At 46.5% G+C, this 23,099-nt stretch carries 18 protein-coding genes; 14 read left to right on the top strand and 4 right to left on the bottom strand.

Annotation, left to right across the window (positions count from 1 at the left end):
* Positions 1-3: 3 nt before the first annotated feature.
* From WA381_RS12680 to WA381_RS12655, 6 genes are all read left to right on the top strand, one after another.
* Positions 4-2,070 carry a YncE family protein gene (locus WA381_RS12680; RefSeq protein WP_156086119.1) on the top strand — a complete coding sequence of 689 codons (2,067 nt, stop codon included), beginning with the start codon at positions 4-6 and terminating at the stop codon, positions 2,068-2,070.
* A gap of 351 nt (positions 2,071-2,421) precedes the next feature.
* Complete coding sequence (locus tag WA381_RS12675; RefSeq protein ID WP_156086120.1) at positions 2,422-6,144, top strand: ATP-binding protein; 3,723 nt, start codon at positions 2,422-2,424, stop codon at positions 6,142-6,144.
* Complete coding sequence (locus WA381_RS12670; protein WP_014978725.1) at positions 6,141-6,776, top strand: condensin complex protein MksE; 636 nt, start codon at positions 6,141-6,143, stop codon at positions 6,774-6,776. Before WA381_RS12675 ends, WA381_RS12670 begins: the two co-directional genes overlap by 4 nt.
* Positions 6,773-7,990, top strand: coding sequence for a phosphoenolpyruvate carboxylase (locus WA381_RS12665; protein ID WP_156086121.1), 1,218 nt, complete (start codon positions 6,773-6,775; stop codon positions 7,988-7,990). The genes WA381_RS12670 and WA381_RS12665 overlap by 4 nt, the downstream gene beginning before the upstream one ends.
* Positions 7,991-8,459: 469 nt before the next feature.
* A complete protein-coding gene (locus WA381_RS12660) occupies positions 8,460-8,852 on the top strand; it encodes a TerB family tellurite resistance protein (protein ID WP_156078094.1) in 393 nt (130 codons plus the stop codon).
* A gap of 34 nt (positions 8,853-8,886) precedes the next feature.
* The gene (locus WA381_RS12655; protein ID WP_061485207.1) at positions 8,887-10,143 is read left to right on the top strand and encodes an alpha/beta hydrolase; all 1,257 of its coding nucleotides are present in this window, start codon (positions 8,887-8,889) and stop codon (positions 10,141-10,143) included.
* Positions 10,144-10,349: 206 nt separating this feature from the next.
* On the opposite strand, the gene WA381_RS12650 is transcribed toward WA381_RS12655, so the two are convergent.
* The 3 genes from WA381_RS12650 to WA381_RS12640 all read right to left on the bottom strand — a co-directional run bounded on the left by WA381_RS12650 (position 10,350) and on the right by WA381_RS12640 (position 16,464).
* Positions 10,350-13,466: an efflux RND transporter permease subunit gene (locus WA381_RS12650; RefSeq protein ID WP_156086122.1), complete on the bottom strand. Its 3,117-nt coding sequence runs from the start codon at positions 13,464-13,466 to the stop codon at positions 10,350-10,352.
* The gene (locus WA381_RS12645) at positions 13,459-14,517 is read right to left on the bottom strand and encodes an efflux RND transporter periplasmic adaptor subunit (protein ID WP_156086123.1); all 1,059 of its coding nucleotides are present in this window, start codon (positions 14,515-14,517) and stop codon (positions 13,459-13,461) included. The genes WA381_RS12650 and WA381_RS12645 overlap by 8 nt, the downstream gene beginning before the upstream one ends.
* A gap of 132 nt (positions 14,518-14,649) precedes the next feature.
* Entirely contained in the window at positions 14,650-16,464 is a 1,815-nt protein-coding gene (locus WA381_RS12640) for an ABC transporter transmembrane domain-containing protein (protein WP_156086124.1), read from the bottom strand.
* A 191-nt stretch (positions 16,465-16,655) separates the two neighbouring features.
* Between WA381_RS12640 and WA381_RS12635 the strand changes: the two genes are divergently transcribed.
* Entirely contained in the window at positions 16,656-17,330 is a 675-nt protein-coding gene (locus WA381_RS12635; RefSeq protein WP_156086125.1) for a DsbA family protein, read from the top strand.
* A 25-nt stretch (positions 17,331-17,355) separates the two neighbouring features.
* Here WA381_RS12635 and WA381_RS12630 read toward each other — a convergent pair whose 3' ends face one another.
* A complete protein-coding gene (locus WA381_RS12630) occupies positions 17,356-17,850 on the bottom strand; it encodes a hypothetical protein (protein WP_156086126.1) in 495 nt (164 codons plus the stop codon).
* Positions 17,851-18,238: 388 nt separating this feature from the next.
* On the opposite strand from WA381_RS12630, the gene rpsP reads away from it, so the two are divergent.
* The 7 genes from rpsP (at position 18,239) to WA381_RS12595 (ending at position 23,027) form a co-directional block, all read left to right on the top strand.
* Positions 18,239-18,490 (top strand): 30S ribosomal protein S16, encoded by a 252-nt coding sequence (gene rpsP / locus WA381_RS12625; protein WP_014948832.1) that lies wholly within the window; start codon positions 18,239-18,241, stop codon positions 18,488-18,490.
* Between the two features lie 23 nt (positions 18,491-18,513).
* Positions 18,514-19,035 carry a ribosome maturation factor RimM gene (gene rimM, locus WA381_RS12620; RefSeq protein WP_156086127.1) on the top strand — a complete coding sequence of 174 codons (522 nt, stop codon included), beginning with the start codon at positions 18,514-18,516 and terminating at the stop codon, positions 19,033-19,035.
* Positions 19,036-19,797, top strand: coding sequence for a tRNA (guanosine(37)-N1)-methyltransferase TrmD (trmD, locus tag WA381_RS12615; RefSeq protein ID WP_014948834.1), 762 nt, complete (start codon positions 19,036-19,038; stop codon positions 19,795-19,797).
* Between the two features lie 18 nt (positions 19,798-19,815).
* The gene (gene rplS / locus WA381_RS12610; RefSeq protein ID WP_024015986.1) at positions 19,816-20,175 is read left to right on the top strand and encodes a 50S ribosomal protein L19; all 360 of its coding nucleotides are present in this window, start codon (positions 19,816-19,818) and stop codon (positions 20,173-20,175) included.
* A gap of 407 nt (positions 20,176-20,582) precedes the next feature.
* Entirely contained in the window at positions 20,583-20,735 is a 153-nt protein-coding gene (locus tag WA381_RS12605) for a hypothetical protein (protein WP_168463716.1), read from the top strand.
* A 240-nt stretch (positions 20,736-20,975) separates the two neighbouring features.
* Positions 20,976-22,247 carry a group II intron reverse transcriptase/maturase gene (gene ltrA, locus WA381_RS12600; protein WP_061485059.1) on the top strand — a complete coding sequence of 424 codons (1,272 nt, stop codon included), beginning with the start codon at positions 20,976-20,978 and terminating at the stop codon, positions 22,245-22,247.
* 150 nt (positions 22,248-22,397) lie between these two features.
* On the top strand, positions 22,398-23,027 hold the full coding sequence (locus WA381_RS12595; protein ID WP_156086128.1) for a trimeric intracellular cation channel family protein: 630 nt from the start codon (positions 22,398-22,400) through the stop codon (positions 23,025-23,027).
* Positions 23,028-23,099 lie beyond the last annotated feature (72 nt).

The raw sequence follows: 23,099 nt of genomic DNA, 5'->3' as shown, positions 1-23,099 counted from the left end.
AAGATGGAATTCAATAAAACATCACAGCAAAAATTAAAACTGTCACTGTTGGCGACGGCAATGGTTCTCGCGCTAAGTGCCTGCGACGGTGACGACGGAACAAATGGTGTCGATGGGACTGATGGCGCGCCTGGCCAAGATGGTGCACCCGGTCAGGATGGAACCCCAGGCTTTGCGTCAGCGACTTTCTTGGTCGCAAACAATGGCGATGACAACCGCAATACGGTTACCTCGATTGACCAAAACGCGAACGTCTTATCCACGGTAACCACAGGAGCCAATGAGGGGATTGTATTCACGCAAAGCGGAAGCTTGGTACAAGCTGGCGACAGTGATTTACCGTTATTAAGAACGCTTTGTAATTTTGAAGCTCAAGCCGACTACATGATGAGTACTGGGCATGAGATAACGGGCGCAACTACGGGCCTTGTTAATCCGAAAGGTATTGCCTTTGCTGAAAATGCAGGTTTAGTTATGGTGGCTGACTTTAACGGTCAAAAGGTTAGCGTATTCGGTGGCCAAGCAGCAGGCAATGTTGCACCGATTGCAGAAATAATGACCTCAGCAAAACCATGGGATGTGGCCTATGACGAACAAAGCGATAGATTGTTTGTTGCACTGACCGATGGGACACTCGCGGTTTACGATAATGTCGCTGGTTCTGATTTTGCGCCCACAGTTATGCGTTCAGTGGTGCCTTCAGATGCAGACGGAAATCAAATATCGATTAATCTGCACGGTATCGCTTACGAGCCTATGTCTAATCGTATGGTATTGTCAGACGTTGGCGATGCTGCAATTGCTGATGATGGTCAAATTTTTGTTTTAGAAAATGTCTCTACGGCTGACGGGGCTGTTGTACCAAGTAGAGTGATTGGCGGCGCATCGACCCAGCTTGGTAATCCAGTAGACATTGTTTTAACCGGTTCTGATCTTCGCGTGGCGGAAAAATTCAATGACGCCATTTTGGTGTTCTCAAACATATTCAACGGTGCTAGTGGCGACGTTGCACCAACACTATCAACGCCTTCAGTAAAACCAGAGTCGTTGGCCGAGTTAACTCAGCTGAACGAGATGAAAGACGCATCGGACGATGGCATAACTACCATGCCTATTATGGGCCTTTCGGTATCAAGTAACCCTGCAAGCGAAGGTGCAACCACGGGGCAAGTAGCGCAATACAGCGCTGTACTTTCCAGTGAGCTAAGCACTTTTGACGCTGGTATGAGCATTGAGAGTGCCGCTTTCACGGCTAGCGGTGATGGCGTCATTACCTTCGATGATGTTGAAACCTCAACGGGTGGTTTACTCGTGATTAATCGCCTCAAAGCCATGCGAGACGGTATGATGTATAGCGATAGTTTCGACCACATGATTGCGGGTAGCGATACAGGCTTGATTGCACCTAAAGGGTTAGACATTGCCTCAGAAGCAGGTGTGGTATTTGTGGCAGATGTTAACGAAGCTACTCCTGCCGTTCGCGTATTTTCGCCTTGTGCATCAGGCAATGTTGCGCCTCTATTAACACTTGAAGCTGCCAACGGGGCGCGCCCTTGGGATGTGGATTACGACCCATCAACTGATAGCGCGTATCTGGCGTTAACTAACGGTTCGGTTGCCGTGTTTGAAGAAGTGATGCGCAAAATGGAAAGCGGTGAAACCGTAATTACGGGTGAAGACAGGCTGATTGTCCCTGCAAGTGGTGGGACAGCATTTGCCGCGCCAACCAACATCCATGGCATAGACTATGATAGCCAAAGCGATAGTTTGGTCATTTCTGATGTAGGCAGCGCAGCGGATGCTGCTGACGGTAAATTGTACGTGATTCCTGGCGCAGGCAGTGCCGATGGCATAACGGATGTATCCGTCAATATTGCAGGACCGAACTCAATGTTGGGTAATCCGGTAGACTTGATGCTCAGCAATGGTCATGTATATGTTGCTGAAAAATCAAATGGCATGATCCTGCGTTTTGACAATATTCTAAATGCAGCCTCGGGTGATATTACGCCCAGCTTTAGCATGATGTATCCCGCACCAGAGTCGGTAAATGTATTGTCAGTGAAGTAAAACAACTGATGAACAGCCTTGTAGAAACCGTTCATTTCATCGCTGTTCTATGAAAGCTCAATGCTTTCGCTAAAGCGGCACGTACCTAATCAGTACGTGCCGCTTTATATTTATTTGGCGTTATTGGGATATTCAAAAGCTTTGCCAACTAACTTTTAAACAATAGCATGCTTTATAACCAACAAATCACCGCGCATCTGTGCAAATTCGTGAATTCATAATACACTGACGGGCTACATCGTGCGCATGTGCTCGCTTTCTTTCAGGTATGCAACTTTTACCCTATCAAAGCAGGTACAGTTTTGTGCTGTGTGAGCGTTCACGCGGCAGAGTTATTGATACAGGAACACTATGGCAGGCTTAAAACGTATTATTCTTATCGACACGCATTTACCAGGCGTGGTCGAGCTAAAGCTTGATGGACACACCAATATTTGTGGTACCAATGCGTCGGGTAAAACCACGCTTCAACGACTTATTCCCGTTTTTTACGGCGAGTACCCAAGTCGCGTGGTACCGGCAACCCGTGACAGCTTTGAACGCTGGTATTTGCCTCGTTTATCTAGCTTTATTATTTATGAATACACGCGTGCTGAAGGTGACCTGTGCCAAGCAGTGTTAAGCTCAAACGGAACCGGCGTCAATTATCGTTTAATCGGCAAGCCATTTGAAATCAGTGATTATTTGATAGAGCAAAAGAACGGCAAACACGCTAGTGTAAGCGGCGCCGAGCTTGCACGCGCCATGAAGCGTAACAACATATTGGTTACGAGCTTACTTAATACGAAAGACTTCCGTGCCATCATTCAAAACGACAACGGGGTGCTTAACCAGAGTAACAATGCCCGTGAGCTATTAGGCTACGCCAAAATCTTTAGCCTTTGCGAACCGTCGAAACACATGCGCCACATTGAGAAGTTGGCTAAAGCGGTTCACTCTAAAGAAGGCAAGATGGAAACTATCAAGGCCATGATTGCCGCCATTTTAGAAGAGGATGGTGTTACGCCACCTACTTCAGGCCTAAGCCGCCACCGCGTCGATGACTGGATTAAAGAATGTCACTTAATTAAACAATTCGACAAAATTCGCCCTGAATTTTCTAAACTCGAACAAGCTGACATGGCGCTAACCACAACAGAGCAAGTGCTTGCTAACCTCAAGCATAGCTTCGAGCTTGATAAGACCTACTTGGCTGCGCGCGTTGAAACAACAAAGAATGAACTGGATGAGAATAGCTTCCAGCGCAAACAAACGGACAGCGAGTGGGGTGATACCCGTGATCACCTAAACCAGGTAATTTCATCTGCTCGCGCTGATGTTGAGAAGTTCACCAGTGAACTTGATACGGTAGAGCGTGAATTCGATAAGTGGCAAGACGAAAATATTGAGCAGCTTAAAGAAGACGTGGCAAATCTAGCGCAGTGGCAAAATGAAAAGGCCATGGCCGATAGTCGCTATGTACTGCTTACTGAAAAACACCAAGATATTGAGTCGGCCTACAATAAGCGCTTGGCTGAGCTAGGTGAAAAGCTGTCAATTACCCTGGAAGAAATGTCAGCCGCACGCCAAGAAGCCGCAGAAAATAAAGCTGAGCAGCAGCAGAGCGAACGTGAAGCATTAAGTCGCATTCAGAGCGACTACAATAGCCAGCTAAGCGCGCTTCAGAACGACTACCAAAATAGTTTGAATGTGCTAAAAGTTGCTGAAGCTGAACTAAAAGCTTCATTAAGTAACGCAGGCTACAACGAGTTTGAACAATCTCAGCTAGATATTCTTGATGCGGCCATCAAAGAAGCATCTATCAATGAAGATGCAGCGCGCGGTGAGCTGCGACAAGCGCAGCAGGCGCACAGTAAATCAGTTGAGTTTCGCAAAGAATGTTCAAATGCGTTAGATAAAGCACGCAACGCCTTTCAACAAGAAGAAAAAGCGGTTAACAAAATAAATGCGCTTCTTTACCCAGGCGAAGGCTCGCTACTTGAGTTCTTGCGCGCCAATGTCGATGACTGGGAGTTATCCTTAGGTAAAGTTATTCGCCCTGAGCTACTAGAGCGCACTGATTTAGCGCCTGCTATGGCAAAGGATGCACAAGGCGACGGCCATACCTTTATGGGCGTTAAGTTAGCACTTACTGAACTTGATACCCCAGACTATGCCTTTACCGAACAAGCCCTTAAGCAGCAACTGCAAGAAGCTGAAATTCGTCAAGCCGCTGCCCTTGCTGCGCAAAACGAATGCGAACAGCGCTTGGCGAAAGCGAACGAAGATGTGCGCAACGCCGAGCTTGTGGTTACCCAAAAAGACAACGCCGTTAAAAGTGCCGAAGCAAGCCGTAAACGTGCACAGCAAGACCGCGATACGGTACTTAGCGAATATCAGCAGGCGCTTTCTGCACGTAAGCAAAAAGCCAAAACTAAGCTTGAAGCGAATCAACAGTCGCAAAAGCAAGCGAAGGCGCAGTTTGAGCTTAGTCGTGACGAAATCAAAGATCAGCAGCGCGAAGCGGAAACCGAACACAAATTCCATTGGCAGCAGCTTATTGCTGACAGTGAGGCACGTATATCTCAGCTTGATAGCGACATGCGTAAGGCGAAAGACAATGCTGCCCAAGACCGCAAAGATATGCAGGATTGGCTAGAAAGCGAATTGAGCAATCGCGGTGTGGATGTTGATGAAATAGGTCAGCTTAAAAAGCAAATCAATAAGCTTAAAGAAGACATTACGCGCACTGAAACCCACCGTCATAAAGTAGCCGACTACGAGCGTTGGTACACTAACGTGTTTACCAAGCAAAAAGTGGTATGGCAGGAAGGCTTGTCTAAGTCGCGTAAGTTATTGGGCGAATCTGAGCGTAATTTAGCCAGCAAACAAGCAACCTATAAAGCTAACCGCGAACAGCTTCAAGAGCAGCACGGGCAGCTCGAAACTACGCTTAAAACTGCCAGTGAGCACTTGGAACAGGTTAAAACCTTAAGTAAATCTCTTGCCAAGCTTACCCTTCAGGCAGGTGATGAAACGGCTGAGGTTAAGCACGACGATGTAAGCATTGGTCAGCGTATTTCAGAAGTACAGAGCCAGCTTCAAGAGCGCGAAAATTTATTAAGCGATATTCGCGCCTATGTAGAAAGATTCGACCAGCTTATTGCCGCGCAAGCGGGTACAGGGCTATCTGATACGTGGGAGCGCGCCCGTGAAGAGTGTGCAACGCTGAATGCCCACGGCGTGAAGAGCTTTGATCACCGCCGTATGGTGTCGCATTTAGCACAGCTTTTAAACGTGATTGTTCCGCAGAAGCTACAAGGCCTGCGTGAGCAAGGCCGTATCTTTGGTGCCGATCTTTCGCAATACTACTTTGTACTTGCCGATATCGACAAACGCATTGTGTCGCAAAGCCGCCGTATTACCCAAGAGGTCGACGGCGACCTTTCTCTTGATGGTGTATCAGACTCGGCTGTTAAAATTCGCTCACGTATTAGTGAGCTTGAATTCTGGCCTGAACTTGAGCAATTTAGAAAGCTTTACGAGCACTGGATGGAAGAGGGGGCAAACGAATTACCAGAGGAAGAATACGGGCAAAGTATGCGCAGGGTCCTTGATATTCTTGGCCGTGCAGCGCTTACGGGCGGCATTAGCAAGCTACTTGATATCGAGCTACACCTACGTGAAGGTAAAAGTGATCTTGTTATTCGTACCGACCGCCAGCTTAACGAGTCATCAAGCCACGGTATGGCCTACCTAATTCTGTGTAAATTCTTACTTGCTTTCACCCGTCTGCTGCGGGGCGATGCCGACGCCACAGTGCATTGGCCTATCGATGAACTAGGTACACTTCACCAAAACAACGTGAAGAAAATCTTTGAAGCGTGTCAAAACAATAACATTAGTGTAGTCGGCGCATTCCCTAACCCAGAGTCAGAAGTATTGACGTTGTTTGAAAACCGCTACTTGATAGATAAGGTAACCCGCCAACTGCAGGTGGTTCAGCCAAAAGCAAGTTCTATAGGGGCGCGCATTAAACAGAAAAAAGAAGCAGAAAAGAACGGTGAAGTAGCAGGTGAGGAGGCATCAGCATGATGACAGAACAAGGCCGTGTACTAAGTGCACTTCTACAAGGCGCGTTTATTTGTCAGGTGACCGATGAAGAGGCATGGCGTTTTCTTAAATCAAGAGACAACGCTGCGCAGTTAGAACCTCATTTAGCGTTATTAAATCGTACATTATCGACCACCGCTGAGGGTGACGTATTCTTTGCCAGCTTCCTCACTATTGGTGAGAACGAGCGCAAAGTGCTTACACAGCAGTTCCAAGATACAGCATCTAACCTAGTGCCTCTGGTAGAGTGGTTGCTGCTAGTTCAGCAAGCCAATGAATCTGATATGCCCATTACCATGGGTAGCGCGATTCGATTAAACGAGCTGCAAACTACCATTGAAGACACCCCCGCCTATGCTGAGCAGTTAGAGAAAATATCGCGCTATCGCATGTTTGGTTCTACCAGTGTGAATTTGGATGGTCAGCTAAAGCAGGTGTTTAAACGCTTAACCGAAATGGGTTATCTGATTAAGCCAAACCCAGATAAACAGATTTATCTGGGCACTGGCAAAATTGAACACCTTTACGAAATGCTACGTTTCATTGATGAAACTGAAGCGCTGAGTTTATCTGAGCAGGCGGAGGCCGCTATTTCGCAAGGTAGCTTGATATGAGCCAGGTGTTAATTCAGGCAGGGACTAAACTATTAAACGCATTGGGTCGTCACAGCGACCTTATCATGCAGGCGTACATTAATGGTTCGGTAAAAGAGCGCGATCACAGCCCTAAGGTATTAGACCAGCTTGTTCAACTAGGCGTATTGTGGCGTCCGGAAGCGCAAAGCGAACTGCGTTTGAAAAGCGCGGTGAGAACCCTTTTAGAGGGGAGCTTACAAGACGAACGCAACCGAACTATCAACGCTAATATTGGTGCGTCGCTGGCAAGCCTTAAAACCCTAACCGAGCACTATAAAGAAGCCCTTCATTACAACAAGTACAATGAAGCGGCAGCCCACATGGGCGATTTAACCGAGCATGTCTATCAACTTTCAGAATCATTGAGTAATAGCGTACGTGTCATGTTTGGCCGTATTAACAATGAGTTTGGCTACGTGTCTTCGGTTGAAGCTAAAATTCGCGAAAATGAGCTAGCGCAAGGACAGGTAACCGATTTACTTGCCCAGCTTGAGTGTTTCCGCTTCGATGAGTTAAGTGAACTGGCGGGTTCTAACCGTGAACTTCGTCACTTGCTGGTGGTGTCGCTACAGCAGCGCTTTGCCAAGGCCGCACAGGAGTTATCAGTAGTACAAGCACGCTTATTAGACTTGTTAGGCCGGTTTAGAGAGTTCCAAGGCCGTACACGCTTGCTTAAAGGCTTCTTGCTACACATGGAGCAGCAGCCTGATTTTGCGCCTGGCAACTACGCCAAACTGACTAACGTACCTGTGTTGTTTAATCAATCGGACACGATTATTGCTAACGCAGCACCAGACGTGAACAACGTTGAGCATGAAGCCGATTATCAAAATATTGTGGCGTCGTTAACCCACGTACACAAACGTCAGACTAAGCACGAAGACACGAAGCCAGTCGATATTGATGTGACTGAGCAATCAACTTTGTCGCTTGAAAAAGATCCATTGCAGCAAGCGGTAGAAGCGTATTTCTGTGAAGTCATCGATTCTGGTCAGCCTAAAACGGCGCTGGATTACTTTGAAGAACAGGCGTTAGACTTTGACCCTGAAGTGTGGATTTATCAGGTGATCGGGGGGTATCAAGCCCTAAACGATGAAGATAAGCAGTTTTTTGCATTAGAATCCCACGGTAATAACGATAAAGTCTATACGGGCAATTTCTACATCAACGACATCACGTTGGGCTTGCGTTAACGTCATCTCTTAATTTTACCCATCGACTTTCAAGGTAAAGTCTGGCCCACGTTTATCAAGGGTGTGCCAGGCTTTCATACAACGTCAACGGTGCAAATTTAAACGTAAGTTAACAATGTTGATTAACTTCGTTCTTTTCTTTTTCACGCCAATTTTTGCGATGTGTGACACTTGGAACCTGTCAAAAAACACCTATAATGCAATAGGTGTTTACACTTATTTAACATTGTGAACTAAAAGCTTCATCGCGGCGTAACACTATCGTCAATTCAGCGGTCTACATTGTTAGCCCTGTTAAACCTTGGAACCAAGTTAAAGGTTTATAGGTCCTATCGTAGTTCAACAACGACGCGTTATTGATGCTTTGGGTGTTAAATAGCTCGGTGTAGACACAAAAAAATTATCGCTACTGCTAGGACGCAGAGCATGTTGTGGTACTGCCGCGTACAGTACGAAGAGGAAGAGTGTTATGCAATTATCAGAAGAACAAAGTTTTAACCAAGCCCTTATCAAGCTTTCAGTATTACTTTATCAAGTCGACGGAATGGTCACACTGTCGGAACAAGACTACCTGAATGCAATGGTTGAGTCTTTAGACTGGCAAAGCCCAATCTGTCGCGAAGCATTTCTAAACGACACGATATACCAAACGCGAAAGGCCATTGACACCGGTGATGCCATAACGTTTTTACGCAGTTTGAAGCACGACCTATCGTTTGATGCCGAGAAAACGTTAGAGGTTGCAATGGCGATCACGGGCGTTGATGGCGAGCGAAGCGAGGAAGAAACCGAACTTCTATCATTACTTACCCATAAATTACTCGCCAAAGCTTTAGTTTCGGGTAAAGATACACTGCAATAATCGCTTTTTATTGCCACAGACCTAAACGTTAACAATGCCAAATTTTACCGTTAAAGCAGCACACGCATGTGCTGCTTCTCTCTCGCTGTTCTTATTGAGCGGCTGCCATTCGTCGCACAGTTCTCAGTTCAGCGCCAGTGCACAGGCCTTCCCGGTTGGTGTGCAGCCTTTCGATAATTACCTAAATGAAGTTGAACGTTACTTGCTTGAACATAGGGCATTTATTTCTGACGACAAAGCACAAGAAATGTCCATGAATATGCCATTTGAATGCGGCACACAATACCGCAATATTGGCGTCTTGTTAGTTCATGGATTGGGCGATTCACCTTACTTTTTTCGTGATGTTGCCAACGCCATGTGCAGTGAGGGCATTCACGTTAGAACCATCTTGTTGCCGGGACACGGCTCAAAACCCGGAGACATGCTAAATGTTAGCTATCAGCAGTGGCAGACAGAAACTAATCATCACATACGACTATTTTCCGAAGAAGTAGACAACCTCTACATTGGTGGCTTTTCGACGGGCGCTAATTTGACCACAATAGCAAGTTTTTCGATGGCTGAAGAGCTTGATATAAAAGGGCTAATGCATTTTTCACCAGCCTTTAAATCACGCTTCTTTGTGTCCCGTTTAGCGCCTTATATTGACTCATTATTTCCCTGGCCTAATGTTGAAGAAGAAGATAACCCAAGCCGCTATAACTCCACTGCAATGCCAGGGTTCGCTGCCTATCAAGAAAGCGTAAATGTGCTTCAAGATTTATTCTCTAAATCGGAAAAAGAAAAGCGTGCGTTGAATTTACCTGTGCTTATGGTGGTGGCAGAAAAAGACAGTGTGGTTGACACAAAAAAAGTATCTGAACAGTTTAGAGATAATTTTACTCATCCACACAAGTGTTTATTGTGGCAGGGTGAGGGTGAACCCGATGTACCTGAAAATACACTCGTCATGCAAACCATGAAGGTTCCGGAGCAGCGAATTAGCGCAGCCTCCCATATGAGTACACTTTTTTCAGATAAGAACCCGCTATATGGTACTTCGAGTGACTTTCGCATATGTGATAACGGTCAAGGTAGTGACGCTGAAGCGCGCTGCAAAGCGGGCGAAGAAGTGTGGTATGGGCCGTGGGGATTTGAGCCCGATAACGCTGATGAAGAGTTAGCAACTAATAAGAAAGATAAAGTGTATGCAAGGCTAACCTACAACCCTTACTTTGATAGAATGGTCGATCAACTACTCGCCTTTACTGGTAAAGCCAAAGTCAAAGCGTTCTGTAGAACCTACTAGGGCAGTAGGTTCTTAATCCATTTGAAAGCTCTAGCATCAGCCGTTTTTTAATAAAAAAACGCCCAAGCCTTAACGCGGGTAGTAACACTTGTTGTTACAACACACGTAGCTTGGGCGTCTCTCTTAATTCTCAAAGCAAACCTAGCGCACAGTCGCCGTTTAGGTGCCGCTTAAATAGGCATAGCGCCTACTTAAGCGGGTAAATCCTAGGAATGCTGTGCGTTGGCTTCTTCCATTTCCTTCTCAAGCTTAGCGCTTTCGTCTGCACGTGGCTTGGTAAATCGGGCAAGTGCAAGATACAAAACCGGTGTCAGGTAAAGGGTAAATACTACGGCAATACCCAATCCACCAAATACGACCCAGCCAATAGCATTACGAGCTTCTGCGCCAGCGCCTGTGGACAGAATGAGCGGCAGGCCACCTAGTATTGTTGAAACCAGCGTCATCATAATAGGGCGTAATCGCACTCTACCAGCCTCGACAATAGCATCGTAAATATCATAGCCTTTATCGCGAAGCTGGTCGGCAAATTCAATCAAAAGAATCGCGTTTTTGGCGAGAAGACCTATCAACATTACCAAGCCAATTTGCGAGTAAATATTAATGCTGGTGCCGGTTAAAAACAGGGCATAGACCGCGGCTGCAATACCAAAAGGAACGGTAAGCATAACCACAACCGCACTGTTCACACTTTCAAATTGTGCAGCCAATACAAGCAGTACAATAACAAAAGCCAACACATAGGTAAGCGCTACTTGCTTAGACGTTTCTTCGTAAGTTTGTGCTTCGCCAAGAAACACAAGTCCGATACCGTTCGGTAATGATTCTGCCGCTAGATTGCGAATATTTTCCACTACATTACTAAGCGCTACGTCTTCGGGCAATTCCATTTCCAGCTTAATTGCGCGGCGCTGTGCCTGACGCTCTAATTCAGCGGCAACACCTTCTTCACTGATGAAAGCTACGCTAGAAAGAGGCACCAAGTTTCCGTCGGTACTTTTCACATACAAGCTAGTAAGCTCAGATGGATCTAATGTACTGCGATTATTAGTTTGCAGCATGATAGGGATAGATTGGTCGCCCACATTCAAATCTGCGATATCATCGCCGTTCACAGCGGCGCGCAGGGTACTTGCTATATCGGTAAGCGGCACGCCCAGTTCTTCAGCACGGCGTCTGTCAATATTTACTCTCATCTGAGGTTGGGTAGGGTCGTAGCTTATTCTCGGTCTACCTAGTTCAGGTAGTGCATCTTCAATCTGACGAGAGAACGCTTGTGAAGCTTCGAAAATGTTTTCATAAGTGTCGCCAGTTAAAGCTATTTCAAGCCCGCCGCTTTGACCGCGAAGGTTCAAACTATTGCCGCCGAAGGCACTACCTGGTGCACCAGGAATTTGCTGAAGCTTAGGGCGTATTTCATTTACTACTTCTTGCAGAGATTTGTCTCGGTCATCCCAATGCTTCAAAGGCGCTGTGATAAAGACGATGTTGGGATCCCACGAACCGACTACCGTGTAAATGGAATCTATGGTGCCGTTATCCACATAGGGAAGCAGCAGTTCTTCCATCTTTTCAGCTTGTCTGTCCATAAAGTTTAGGCCAGCACCGTCTGGACCTCGTGCAAAAATACGAATTGTGCCTCTGTCTTCGCTTGGCAGTAATTCATTATCGATATTTTGCGATAAAATATAAGCGCCACCGCCTGCTGCTAAGCTCAACACACCAACTACCCAGCCATATTTGAGCGCTTTTAATAATGACGCCTGATACAGGCGCAAACAAGCGTTGCCAAAACGGCCAAAGGTCTTGCTAAACAAATCGCTTTCTTTCGCTTCTTTCACCTTAAGTCGGGCGGTAAGTGCAGGAACCAAGGAAAGGGCAACGAAAGATGAGATTATAACAGCGCCAGCTAATACGCCTCCAAACTCCCTGAATAAAAGCCCTGCAGTAGAAGGAAGGAATGCGATGGGAATAAATACTGAGGCGAGTACTGCGGTTGTTGCTACTACTGCGAAGAATACTTCTCGTGTGCCCACCACGGCTGCCGCACGGGCACCTAGACCCATACTTCTGCGACGCTGTATATTTTCAGAAACCACAATAGCGTCGTCTACTATCATACCCGTGGCCAATACAAGAGCGAGGAGGGTAAGAATATTAATGGAAAAGCCCATGCCCCAAATAATAGCCAGTGCACCCGCTAGCGAAACGGGTATCGACAGGGCAGGGACGATGGTGGCACGCCATGAACCAATAAACACTAAGAGTGTGACCACGACTAACGCCACGGTCAAGCTGAGTGAGACGACCACTTCTTTAACCGAGTCGCGGATAAACTCTGCATCATCGGACGTTACTACGATATGCATATCAGTAAAACGCTTGTCGAGGTCTGCGACCATGGCCAGCACTTCATCTGAAATCTCGATCGTATTAGAGCTTGCTTGACGTATTACGCCAACGCCTATGACTGGCGTTCCATCCAAACGAACTACGCTGGTGGTGTCGGCAGGGCCGAAGTACACACTGGCAACATCATTAATGCGAATGTCACCGCTTACAACAATGTTACCCACATCTTCTGCCGATACCGAAGTTGCATCAGCTCGCACGATTAACGCTTGTTCGGCAGATTGAATACTGCCAGCGGGTACATCAAAAGGCGCAAGCGATAGTGCATTAGCAATGTCACTCATCGATAGGCCAAAACTGGTTAATCGTAGAGGATCCACAGAAACGCGCAGCACACGCTCTCTTTCTCCATCTAACATAACGTCGGCAACGCCAGGAATGCTTAAAAACAATGGTGCTACATCGGTGTCGACACGTTCGGTGAGCGTCTCCATGTCCAAGGTATTACTTGAAATAGCAAGGCTTACGACCGCCTGAGCGTCGCTGTCGGCCCGAATGATCGATACTTGTTCGACATCTTCCGGAAGCTGTCGCTGAATTCGACTGACCGACTCACGTACTTCGTTAGCCGCGTCTTCCAAGTTAACGCCGGGGCGAAACTCAACCCGAACACGGGCCGAGTTTTCTTCACTTTGCGCATAGATGTCTTTGACGCCACTCACACGCGCAACCGCACCTTCAAGGCGACCAGTTACTTCGGCATCTACTGTTTCAGGAGATGCGCCGGGAAATTCTGCTGTAACGGTTACCTGAGGTGTATCTACATCGGGCAGTTCGCGCACTTCAAGACCGCTCAATGCAGCAAACCCAGCGATAGCAATAAGTAGATTTAGTACAACAATAAGAACCGGGCGTCGAATAGATAGCGATGGTAAGTCGCTAACTGACGAAGATAGGTTTGGATCACTCACCTTGAGGCCCTCCGGCCAGTTCGGTAGTAATCTCTTGTCCGGTACGTAAGCGTTGTACACCTTCAGAAATTAGTGTGTCACCTTCTTCAATGTCGCCCGAAACAAGGATAGTTCCTCTAAGACGCTGATGAACACTCACGTCAACACGTTTAGCCTTACCGTCTTCGGCAAGCCATATGTAAGCGCCAGTAGCTCCCCACAAAAGTGCGGCTTCTGGAATGGCAGCAAAGCGATCGCCTTCAATGCTTAAATTAACCCGAAAGCTCATGCCAGGGCGAAATTGATCAGAAGAGTTGTCGAGTAATGCTCTAGCGCGAAGCGTTCTATCAGCCTCATTGATACGAGAATCAACCTGAGCTATCTCGGCTCTTACTAGTTTCTCTCTGTCACTCCATGGCTCAAGCGTTACGTTTGGCGCATTCAGTAAAACGGGCAATGCTGCTTCAGGCGCTCTGAAGTTAATAAAGAGTTTGCTTCTGTTATCCAGTGTAGTGATCACAGTCTGCTCGTTAATACGGTCGCCTACCTCAACATCAGTAATGCCTACAATGCCATCAAAAGGAGCAACAATGTGTCTGTCTTCTAAATCTGCTTGAGCCTCTTCTAAGGCAACTTCCGCAAGGTCGCGTTGGGTGCGAGCCAAATCTAACTCGCTCACAGGTACAGCGCCTTGTTTATAGCTTGATGCTAATCGTTCTACAGTACGCTGGGCATCTTCCAAGGTAAGCTTGGCGCGTTTTAATGCCGTTTGCTGACGTCTATCATCAAGGCGAACAAGCACCTTGCCTTTTTCCACTGACTGACCTGGGACAAAGTTAATTTCCATGACTTCATCAGAGACGGCAGGATAAAGCACAATAGAACGAACGGCTTCGGCACTGCCAACGGCTTCTACCTTTCGCGTTTCGCTCATAAAATTGATGGGCTTGGTTACGACGAGCTTTGCTTGTCTGTCTCCCATAAACTGCGCGTTAGCAGTTGACATCATCATTAAAAGAAGAGCGCAAAGACACGTCCATGTCTTCATTGCAACATAGAATGAATTTTTCATTATAAACCCGTAGCGTTATTGGAACCTGTGCAGAAAAAGCTGCTGGTCCTTTTATTTTTGTATTATCAAAACGTATGTTTTGCAGTCGATTAGTCGACTTCGTTATTTGTACCGTATAGCACCACAGGCGGTTCAGCTAAGCAATTGCAGTTCAGCGTATTCCCTGTACAGGGTGTCGCTTTTCATTAACGATGCATGGTCGCCGCTTCCTACGACTTGACCTTTATCCATGACCAAAATTCGGTCGGCGTGTTGAACCGTTGCAAGCCGGTGAGCAATCACAATGCTGGTTTTGCCCACCATTAACCTATCTATCGCTTGCTGAACCATACGCTCACTCATCGCATCAAGCGCACTCGTCGCTTCATCGAGAAGTAAGATTGGGCGGTCGGCCAAAATAGCGCGAGCAATGGCAATCCGCTGTTTCTGACCGCCTGAAAGCTTCACGCCTCGTTCGCCTAACTGTGTGTTATAGCGCTCATCAAGGTTATCGATAAATTCGTGAGCGAACGCCTGTTTCGCCGCATTTATTACATCGTCATCACTTGCGTTAGGGCTGCCGTAGCGAATGTTCTCCAACACGGTATCAGCAAAAACCACAGGCTCTTGAGTGACTATCGCAATATGTCTCCTCAAAACATCAACGGGCATTTTATTAATAGGCATCCCGTTAAACAGAATTTGCCCGCTACTTGGGTCGTAAAAACGCATTAGCAATTGAAAGAGGGTGGTTTTACCTGCACCACTTGCACCAACTAAAGCAAGACGTTCACCTGCTTGTATATCAATATTCAATTTATCAAACAAAGGTTTACTATCTGGATATGCAAAGCTGACCTTGTCCAACTGAATTCTAGGGACAGCCTTTGAAATTGAAACCTTATTTTCAGCCTCTTTAAGGTTAGATTCTTCTGCGTGCTCAGGCTCGGTAATTTTCTTCGCCTCATCTGATAAAGGTTTGATAGCTGACTCAGTGGTAAATAGTTCGTATAAACGTTCGCTTGCCCCCACACCGCGCTGTACTTCTCCAATGACTTCACTAATCGTGGCGACACTGCCGCCAGCCATTACGGCATAGAAAAGGAAAGCGGAGAGTTCACCTACGGTCATAGTGCCGTCTAATACTTGCCTTGCCCCTACCCAAGCAATAAAGATGATGGCCGTCATACTGATACACATGATGCAGCCAATAAGTAGTGAGCGATAGTGAATACGCTTTTTAGCTACGTCCATGGCAAGCTCTACCTTTTTAGAGAAATGCAGTCGTTCGGCATTTTCAGCGGTATAGGCCTGTACGGTCATAATTTCATGGAGACTTTCATCAATGCGTGCACCCAAGTCTGCCACTTTGTCCTGGCTTTCTTTGGCATAACGGCGCACTTGAGGCGCCAGTACTTTGATAGGAACCAGCACAGCGGGTACTGCAACAATTACACAGAAGGTAAGAAGGGGACTAGAAAACGTCATAAGTGCCAGTGCACCAACGAAAGTCACGACCGAGCGAAGGGTCATCGACAAACTCATTCCCACTACAGTCTGGATAATTGTAGTGTCGCTGGTAAATCGAGAAATGACCTCGCCAGTTCTAAGTTCTGCAAAAAATGAAGGCGGAAGAGACAGCAAGTGCGCATATACCTGGTTTCTGATATCAGCACTAACCCGCTCGCCAAGCCAAGTCATTAAGTAAAAGCGCGCATATGTTGCTAAACAGGCCACGATAGTAATGGCTAGCACTAATACTGTGGCTTTGTTTAACGTATCCGCTGCGTTTTCTATGAAGCCGCTGTCGATAGCGTACTTAATGCCTTGCCCAAGTAAAAGCCATGCAACTGCGGCCGTGAAAAGTGCTATAACTGCACCTACAACGCGCGCTTTGTAGCGAAGTAAATGTGAGCCAATCCACTGTAAGACTTGTTTGGTTGATACACTAGCGAGTGGTGTTGTCAAAATTACCTCTTCATGCGCATAACTAATTCATAGCGTTGATTTCGCTACGCTTATTAAAATTCATTATTTGGATTATACGGCAAAGCATGTACATTGGACGTAGGCAATGCGATTACAGCGGCAGTATTTACGCTGGGATGAAAGTTAACGTCGCAGAAGCAAAGCAAAATAGTTAAAACGGGAAAATAACGATGAGTGAAACACGTACTTTGTATTATGTTCATGATCCAATGTGCAGTTGGTGTTGGGCATTCGTTCCTACTTGGGAGCAAATACAGCGTGAGTTACCCAACGACATTGAGGTTGTCTACTTGCTTGGCGGGCTCGCACCGGATAGTGATTTACCTATGCCGGAACAAATGAAACTTACTATTGCAGGCTATTGGCAAACTATTCAAGATCGTGTGCCTGGAACACAATTCAACTATGATTTTTGGACAAAGTGTCAGCCTCGTCGTTCGACCTATCCTTCGTGTCGAGCAGTTCTTGCAGCAAAAGCGCAGGCTAGAGATAGCGATGAAGCAAAAGCATTAGAGAAGGCAATGATCAAGGCAATTCAAGAAGGGTATTACCTGAATGCGAAAAACCCGTCGGATTTTGATACCTTGATAGCATTTGCTGAAGAAATAGGGCTTGATGTCGAGCGCTTTGAAATAGCACTCAATAGTGAAAGTACAATTGAGAAATTAAACGAAGAAATGCAAATGGCGCGTAGTATAGGCGCCCAAGGCTTTCCCAGCTTAATACTCAAATCAAACAAATTTGCCGAGGCAGAAGAGACAAAATCACAAGCGCTTAAAAAGCCACAGTGGCAAAACGTTCCCTACGACTATAACGACGCAAGAGTAACCCTGCGTCATCTATAATCGTTATTGAAAGAAGCAAGTACTTTTAAACTGTACCTTCCTTGCATTGTTCAAGGCGTAAATCTCCCACCGATTTTGGGTATTCAACACGGGTTGTAACGATGTCTGAAACAGGGACGCCAGAATCCGTTTCTTGGAGCCATACTTTCATATCGTGATGGTCACGAGATTGGTTGAGCGAGTAACGCTTGCCGCCTTCTAAGTTTACATCTAGCCTAACTATCGCCTCGCGAGTGGTACCATCAGGCAGGTCAGTGTTTACGACACTGGCTTGAACAAATAGAACATGCTCTCCCGGCTCAACATCCCGAAGAACTAACGCACCGTTAGGGCGTTGGTTAAAACACATCAACTTTACGTACTCTCGCTTATTGTCAAAGGCTTCTCCGCGGTTAGCGAAAAAGTCTATACGAGCTTCATTGGGTTGGACTTCTGCTTGTTGTGTGACCATATCTGTAGCGGATGAACACGTGAAAAGTGGAGCAATTGATGTAGCGAGTATGAGTGATGATAATTTCATTCGAATAATCCTTCTTCGTGATCCATTTACTGAAGCCTTTGATTAACAAATGCGCCAGAGAAAAACTAAAATCCAGTTAACTGCCATCCTTTAAACTGCATATGGCTTAAGTTTTTTATCCACACTAAATTCTAGTGCTACGTTAACAATACACCACCAGATGTTATTTTAAAGAAACTTACGAAAGATCATGCATGTGTATTTGCGTTCTTAGGCCATCACCTACTTACGGGAGCGATATTGAACTAAACAAAGGATAAATCAGGTTTTTACTTGCATTGAGTGGTGATATCCGTATAATTCGGCGGCCTTCTAATTGGTGTCTAATTTTTAGACGTTGGTTGAAGGCTTAAGTTAACGGTAACGCTACAACGAGTTTGAGGCATTTATGGTTACTATTCGTTTACAGCGTGGTGGCGCGAAAAAGCGTCCATTTTATCAACTAGTGGTGGCTGATAGCCGTCGTGCAAGAAACGGTCGTTTCATTGAAAACATCGGTTTCTTCAACCCAACTGCACAAGGTCAAGCGGAACGTCTTCGCGTAGATCTAGAGCGTGTTGAATACTGGGTTGGTGTAGGCGCGAGCTTATCAGATCGCGTTTCTAGCTTGGTAAAAGAAGCGAAAAAATCTGCAGCGTAAGCTGTTATTAACTGGTGGTATAGATGAGTCTAGCGTCTGACAAAGTGATTGTTGGCAAAATTGGCGCACCGTACGGTGTTAAAGGTTGGGTCAAAATCAACAGCTATACAGAAACGCCAGAAGGTATTTTTGATTACGCGCCATGGTTTCTTGGCGATGAAAAAGAATACCAAATTGACCAGTGGCGACCGCACGGTAAAAGCCTCGTTGCAAAAATTGTGGGCGTTGATAGTCGAGATGATGCTGAGCGCATCAAAAACTTGGATATCAACATAAATGCTTCACAGCTGCCTGATTTAGGCGACGAAGGGGTTTATTGGCGTGAGCTCACCGGCATGAAAGTAGTAACAACGCAAGGTTACGACTTGGGTGTGGTGAAAGAAGTGTTTAATACAGGTGCTAACGACGTGATTCACGTTAAAGCGAATGTAGGCGATGCTTTTGGTCAAAAAGAAAGACTATTACCTTTTGTGTTCGACGAAGTCGTACAAGAGGTGGATAAGGAAGCGAAGGTCATTAAAGTTGACTGGGACCCGGAGTTTTAAGTGACACCGGAAAAGTGGTTCGGCGTTGTTAGCCTGTTTCCAGATATGTTTGCCCCTTTTACCCAACAGGGTGTTATAGGTCGAGCAGTTAAGTCTGGAACGTTATCGGTTGACACCTTCAACCCCCGTGACTTTACACATGATCGCCATCGTACAGTAGACGATCGCCCCTACGGAGGCGGACCCGGTATGCTGATGATGGTAAAACCGCTAACCGACGCAATACAAGCTGCCAAAAAAGTTGGTGGCGAAAAAAGTAAGGTGATCTACTTATCACCACAAGGGAAACCCCTTGACCAAGCAGGCGTACAGCGACTTGCAAACATTGACCGCACAATTTTAATTTGCGGTCGATATGAAGGCATCGACGAGCGAGTAATCGAAAGCCATGTAGATGAAGAAGTCTCTATTGGTGATTACGTGCTAAGCGGCGGTGAACTGCCAGCAATGGTTCTTATGGACGCGGTTGCTCGATTAGTTCCTGGCGTGTTGGGGCATAAAGCCTCAGCAGTTGAAGATTCTTTCACTGACGGTCTTTTGGATTGTCCGCACTATACGCGGCCCGAAATACTCGATGGTCAAAAGGTACCTGATGTGTTGTTAAGTGGGGACCATGAAAAAATTAGGCAGTGGCGATTGATGCAATCATTAGGTAGAACCTGGCAGCGTCGCCCTGAATTGTTAAATCACCTAGCTCTGACTGAGGAGCAGCAGCGTTTGCTTGAATTATTCCAAGCGCAACTGCAGCAAGATGACAGTTAACTAGGACGAGAGGATATGATGAGCAAAGTCAGTCAAGATATCATCAAAAAAATCGAAGAAGCACAGCTAAAGACTGATGTTCCTGCGTTTGGTCCAGGTGACACAGTAGTTGTTAAAGTTCGCGTTACCGAAGGTGACAAAGAGCGTCTTCAGGCTTATGAAGGTGTTGTTATCGCTAAACGTAACCGTGGTCTGCACTCGTCTTTTACCGTGCGTAAAATTTCTAGCGGCGAAGGCGTTGAGCGTGTGTTCCAAACACACAGCCCGGCAGTTTCTTCAATTGAAGTGAAACGTCGCGGTGCGGTTCGTCGTGCTAAGCTTTACTATCTACGTGAGCGTTCAGGTAAATCTGCACGTATCAAAGAGAAGCTTAACTAAGATTACTAATCCTTGCGTTATTGTTAACTTCGAAAAAGCCCGCTTTAAGCGGGCTTTTTTGTTTGCCCAGCGAAGCTGGCAAACCCGTCAGGTTGAAAGAAACCTGAATCACCCTGACTGAGGGGAAGATAATCCGAATGGCAAGGGCGTGGTTGGCCAACGGCAGGGTCCGAAGGAAGCCATAGGAAGTTAGAGGTACACAACGCAAGTGAACCTGATTCGGCAAGACAGGGGGGTAAGCGTGCAAAATAGCGTGAAGCCCGATACTCGGTCAGTCCTGTTTTGTGCTTGAGGGTGGGATTTCTAACAGGGCGTCAGTGCAGTAACTGGGGAAGCCTGGCACCTAAACTTACTTAGAGTAAGTGGTTAACGTTCAAGGGGGGACTCAAGATGTTAATCGGTGTGAGGTGGCAGATGAAGCCGTAGTAGTGAGTAAAGTTCGGCCTGTGAAAGCCAGTAATGGTGTGGAGGGTAAAACCGAGCTGACCATCAGCATTGTGTTTGATGGCGTCACTATTAGCCAAAAGCTGATAGGGATGGCGAAGGGCGGAAGTACATAGTCAGTCTGTGATGAGCAGATGTTTTTTTTTTTCAGTGGTACACGAATCGACTCGCAATCGACGTCTTCGTACTTGGTTTGTCGCGGAAGCGACGGACTGGCTACGAAACGGTACATGGGAGTAATGTGGGAACGTTGAGTAGATTGCCATTGGGCTAGCACGCTCTACCACCATGTGAAATAGACCAACGCGAAGAGAAAGTATCGGCCCCCACACAGCACACTATCTTCGAGAGGAAGTATGCGGGTTTATTATAGTTTGTACGGTCACCTGCTTAATAAAGCGAGGCTGTTCAAAGGGTTTAAAAAGGTATTCAAAGCGAAAGGTGCGGCCGGAATAGATGGGCAGAGCCTGAGCGCGTTTGCCTCAAATCTGGATAATGAACTATCGCAGCTTCTTCTTGAACTCAAAACCAAACGCTACCAACCGCAACCGGTAAGGCGGGTCATTATCCCGAAAGACGGGGGCGGTGAGCGTCTATTGGGTATCCCAACAGTCAGGGATAGAGTGGTTCAACAATGCTTGAATGACCTCCTTACCCCCATCTTCGAAGAGCAGTTCCATCCATCAAGCTTTGGTTATAGACCGAAGCGGAGCTGTCACGATGCCATCAATAAAGCCACGATGTTCATCCGTCGATACGGACGGCGACACGTGGTGGACATGGACCTGTCGAAGTGCTTCGATAAGCTGGACCATACGCTTATCATTAAGAGTATTAAAAGACGGGTTCGTGATGGTAGCGTGCTGAGTCTCATTGCTCAGTTCTTACAAAGTGGGGTGATGGTAGATGGACATTGGCAGCAGACAGAAACAGGCAGTCCGCAAGGCGGGGTAATAAGCCCGCTCATAGCGAACATCTATCTGGATGCGTTCGATGAGGAAATGAAACAACGTGGGCACCGCATAGTGCGCTATGCTGATGACATCCTTATCCTGTGTAGCAGTCGTGCAGCGGCAGAAAATGCCAAAGCGCAAGCCACACACATCTTAGAAGAAAAGCTAAAGCTAAGCGTAAACACGGAGAAAACACACATCACCCACAGTGATGTTGGTGTGAAGTTCCTCGGCGTTGAAATCGGGACGAAACATACCCGCATCCAGCCCAAGAAACTCACCGCGTTTAAGGCGAAGCTCAAGCAGATGACGAAACGCAATGGCGGAATGCCACTGCAATCAGTTATCAATGCACTAAACCCACTGCTAAGAGGGTTCAGTTATTACTTCAAGATAGCCAATGCGAGCAGGGTATTTAAGCAACTCGCGAGCTGGCTAAGACGGCGCTTGCGCAGCATCCAACTTAAGTTATGGAAGAAGGCGAGCCGCCTTCATCGCTGGCTACGACAGCATGGTTATAAAGGCAAGTTCGCTCACATCAACATGACGAGCTGGAGCAGTGCACGCAGTCCTTTAGCAAGCTACGCGATGCCAAACAGTTGGTTCGATGAACTTGGGCTAATGAACTTGGAGAATGTTGCAACGGGATATGTGTTTAGCAATTACGCTAAATAACTATGTACATGAGCCGTATACGAGGCCCGTATGTACGGTTCTGTGAGAGGGATGAGGCGGTGACGCCTCACCCTACTCGATGTGCCTGAAATTCGATCCATTCAACCTGTTTTTTAATACAAACATTAAGGTTTCTTAATAGAGAGATGGATGAGTACAGAATACTTTATCGTGTTAGGCGTTGTTGGCGTCGCATTTTTTGCTGTATCGGGCGCATTACTGGGGCATGACAAAAGTATCAATGGGTTTGGCATCGTCGTTGTCGGCGTGATGACAGCCCTTGGCGGAGGTACTTTAAGAGACCTCCTATTAGGAAAACCTATTTTCTGGGTAGAAACCTCAGAGTATCTACTAGCAACCTATTCAGCTATATTCGCGACAGTCTTATTCATTCGCTACATGCCTTCACCTTCCAATTTTTACTTTATACTTATCGACACCATAGGGCTTGCTATTTTTAATGTCATAGGCATCGAGAAAGCACTTATTAGTGGAACCGGAATGATTGTCGCCTTAACGATGGGCATGACAACCGGTATCTTTGGGGGCTTGATGCGCGATGTGGTTTGCAGAGAAGTACCTTACGTTATGCGCGGAGATGTTTATGCGAGTGCATGTTTTGCAGGTGGTCTCACTTACGCCGCCTTGTTTGCCCTAGATATCCCTTACATTTGGTGCATTTTAGGTTCTATCTCTGTAACAGTTTTACTAAGAATTGCATCGTTGCATTGGGGGGTTAAAGTCGATCTTTTTAGGAAGAGAACACCAAGGCCTAACTAACAGTGTAGAGTCCAACATCGATATGCCCGTGAAGAGTCTTATTAGCAGATGTCGGTGAAGCGTCTTAAGTGA

It is taken from the genome of Alteromonas sp. CH_MED4-4 (assembly GCF_037029575.1).
GTDB lineage: Bacteria > Pseudomonadota > Gammaproteobacteria > Enterobacterales > Alteromonadaceae > Alteromonas > Alteromonas macleodii.
Note: the sequence above shows the minus strand (reverse complement) of the source record. Positions and strands in the feature narration are given on the sequence as shown.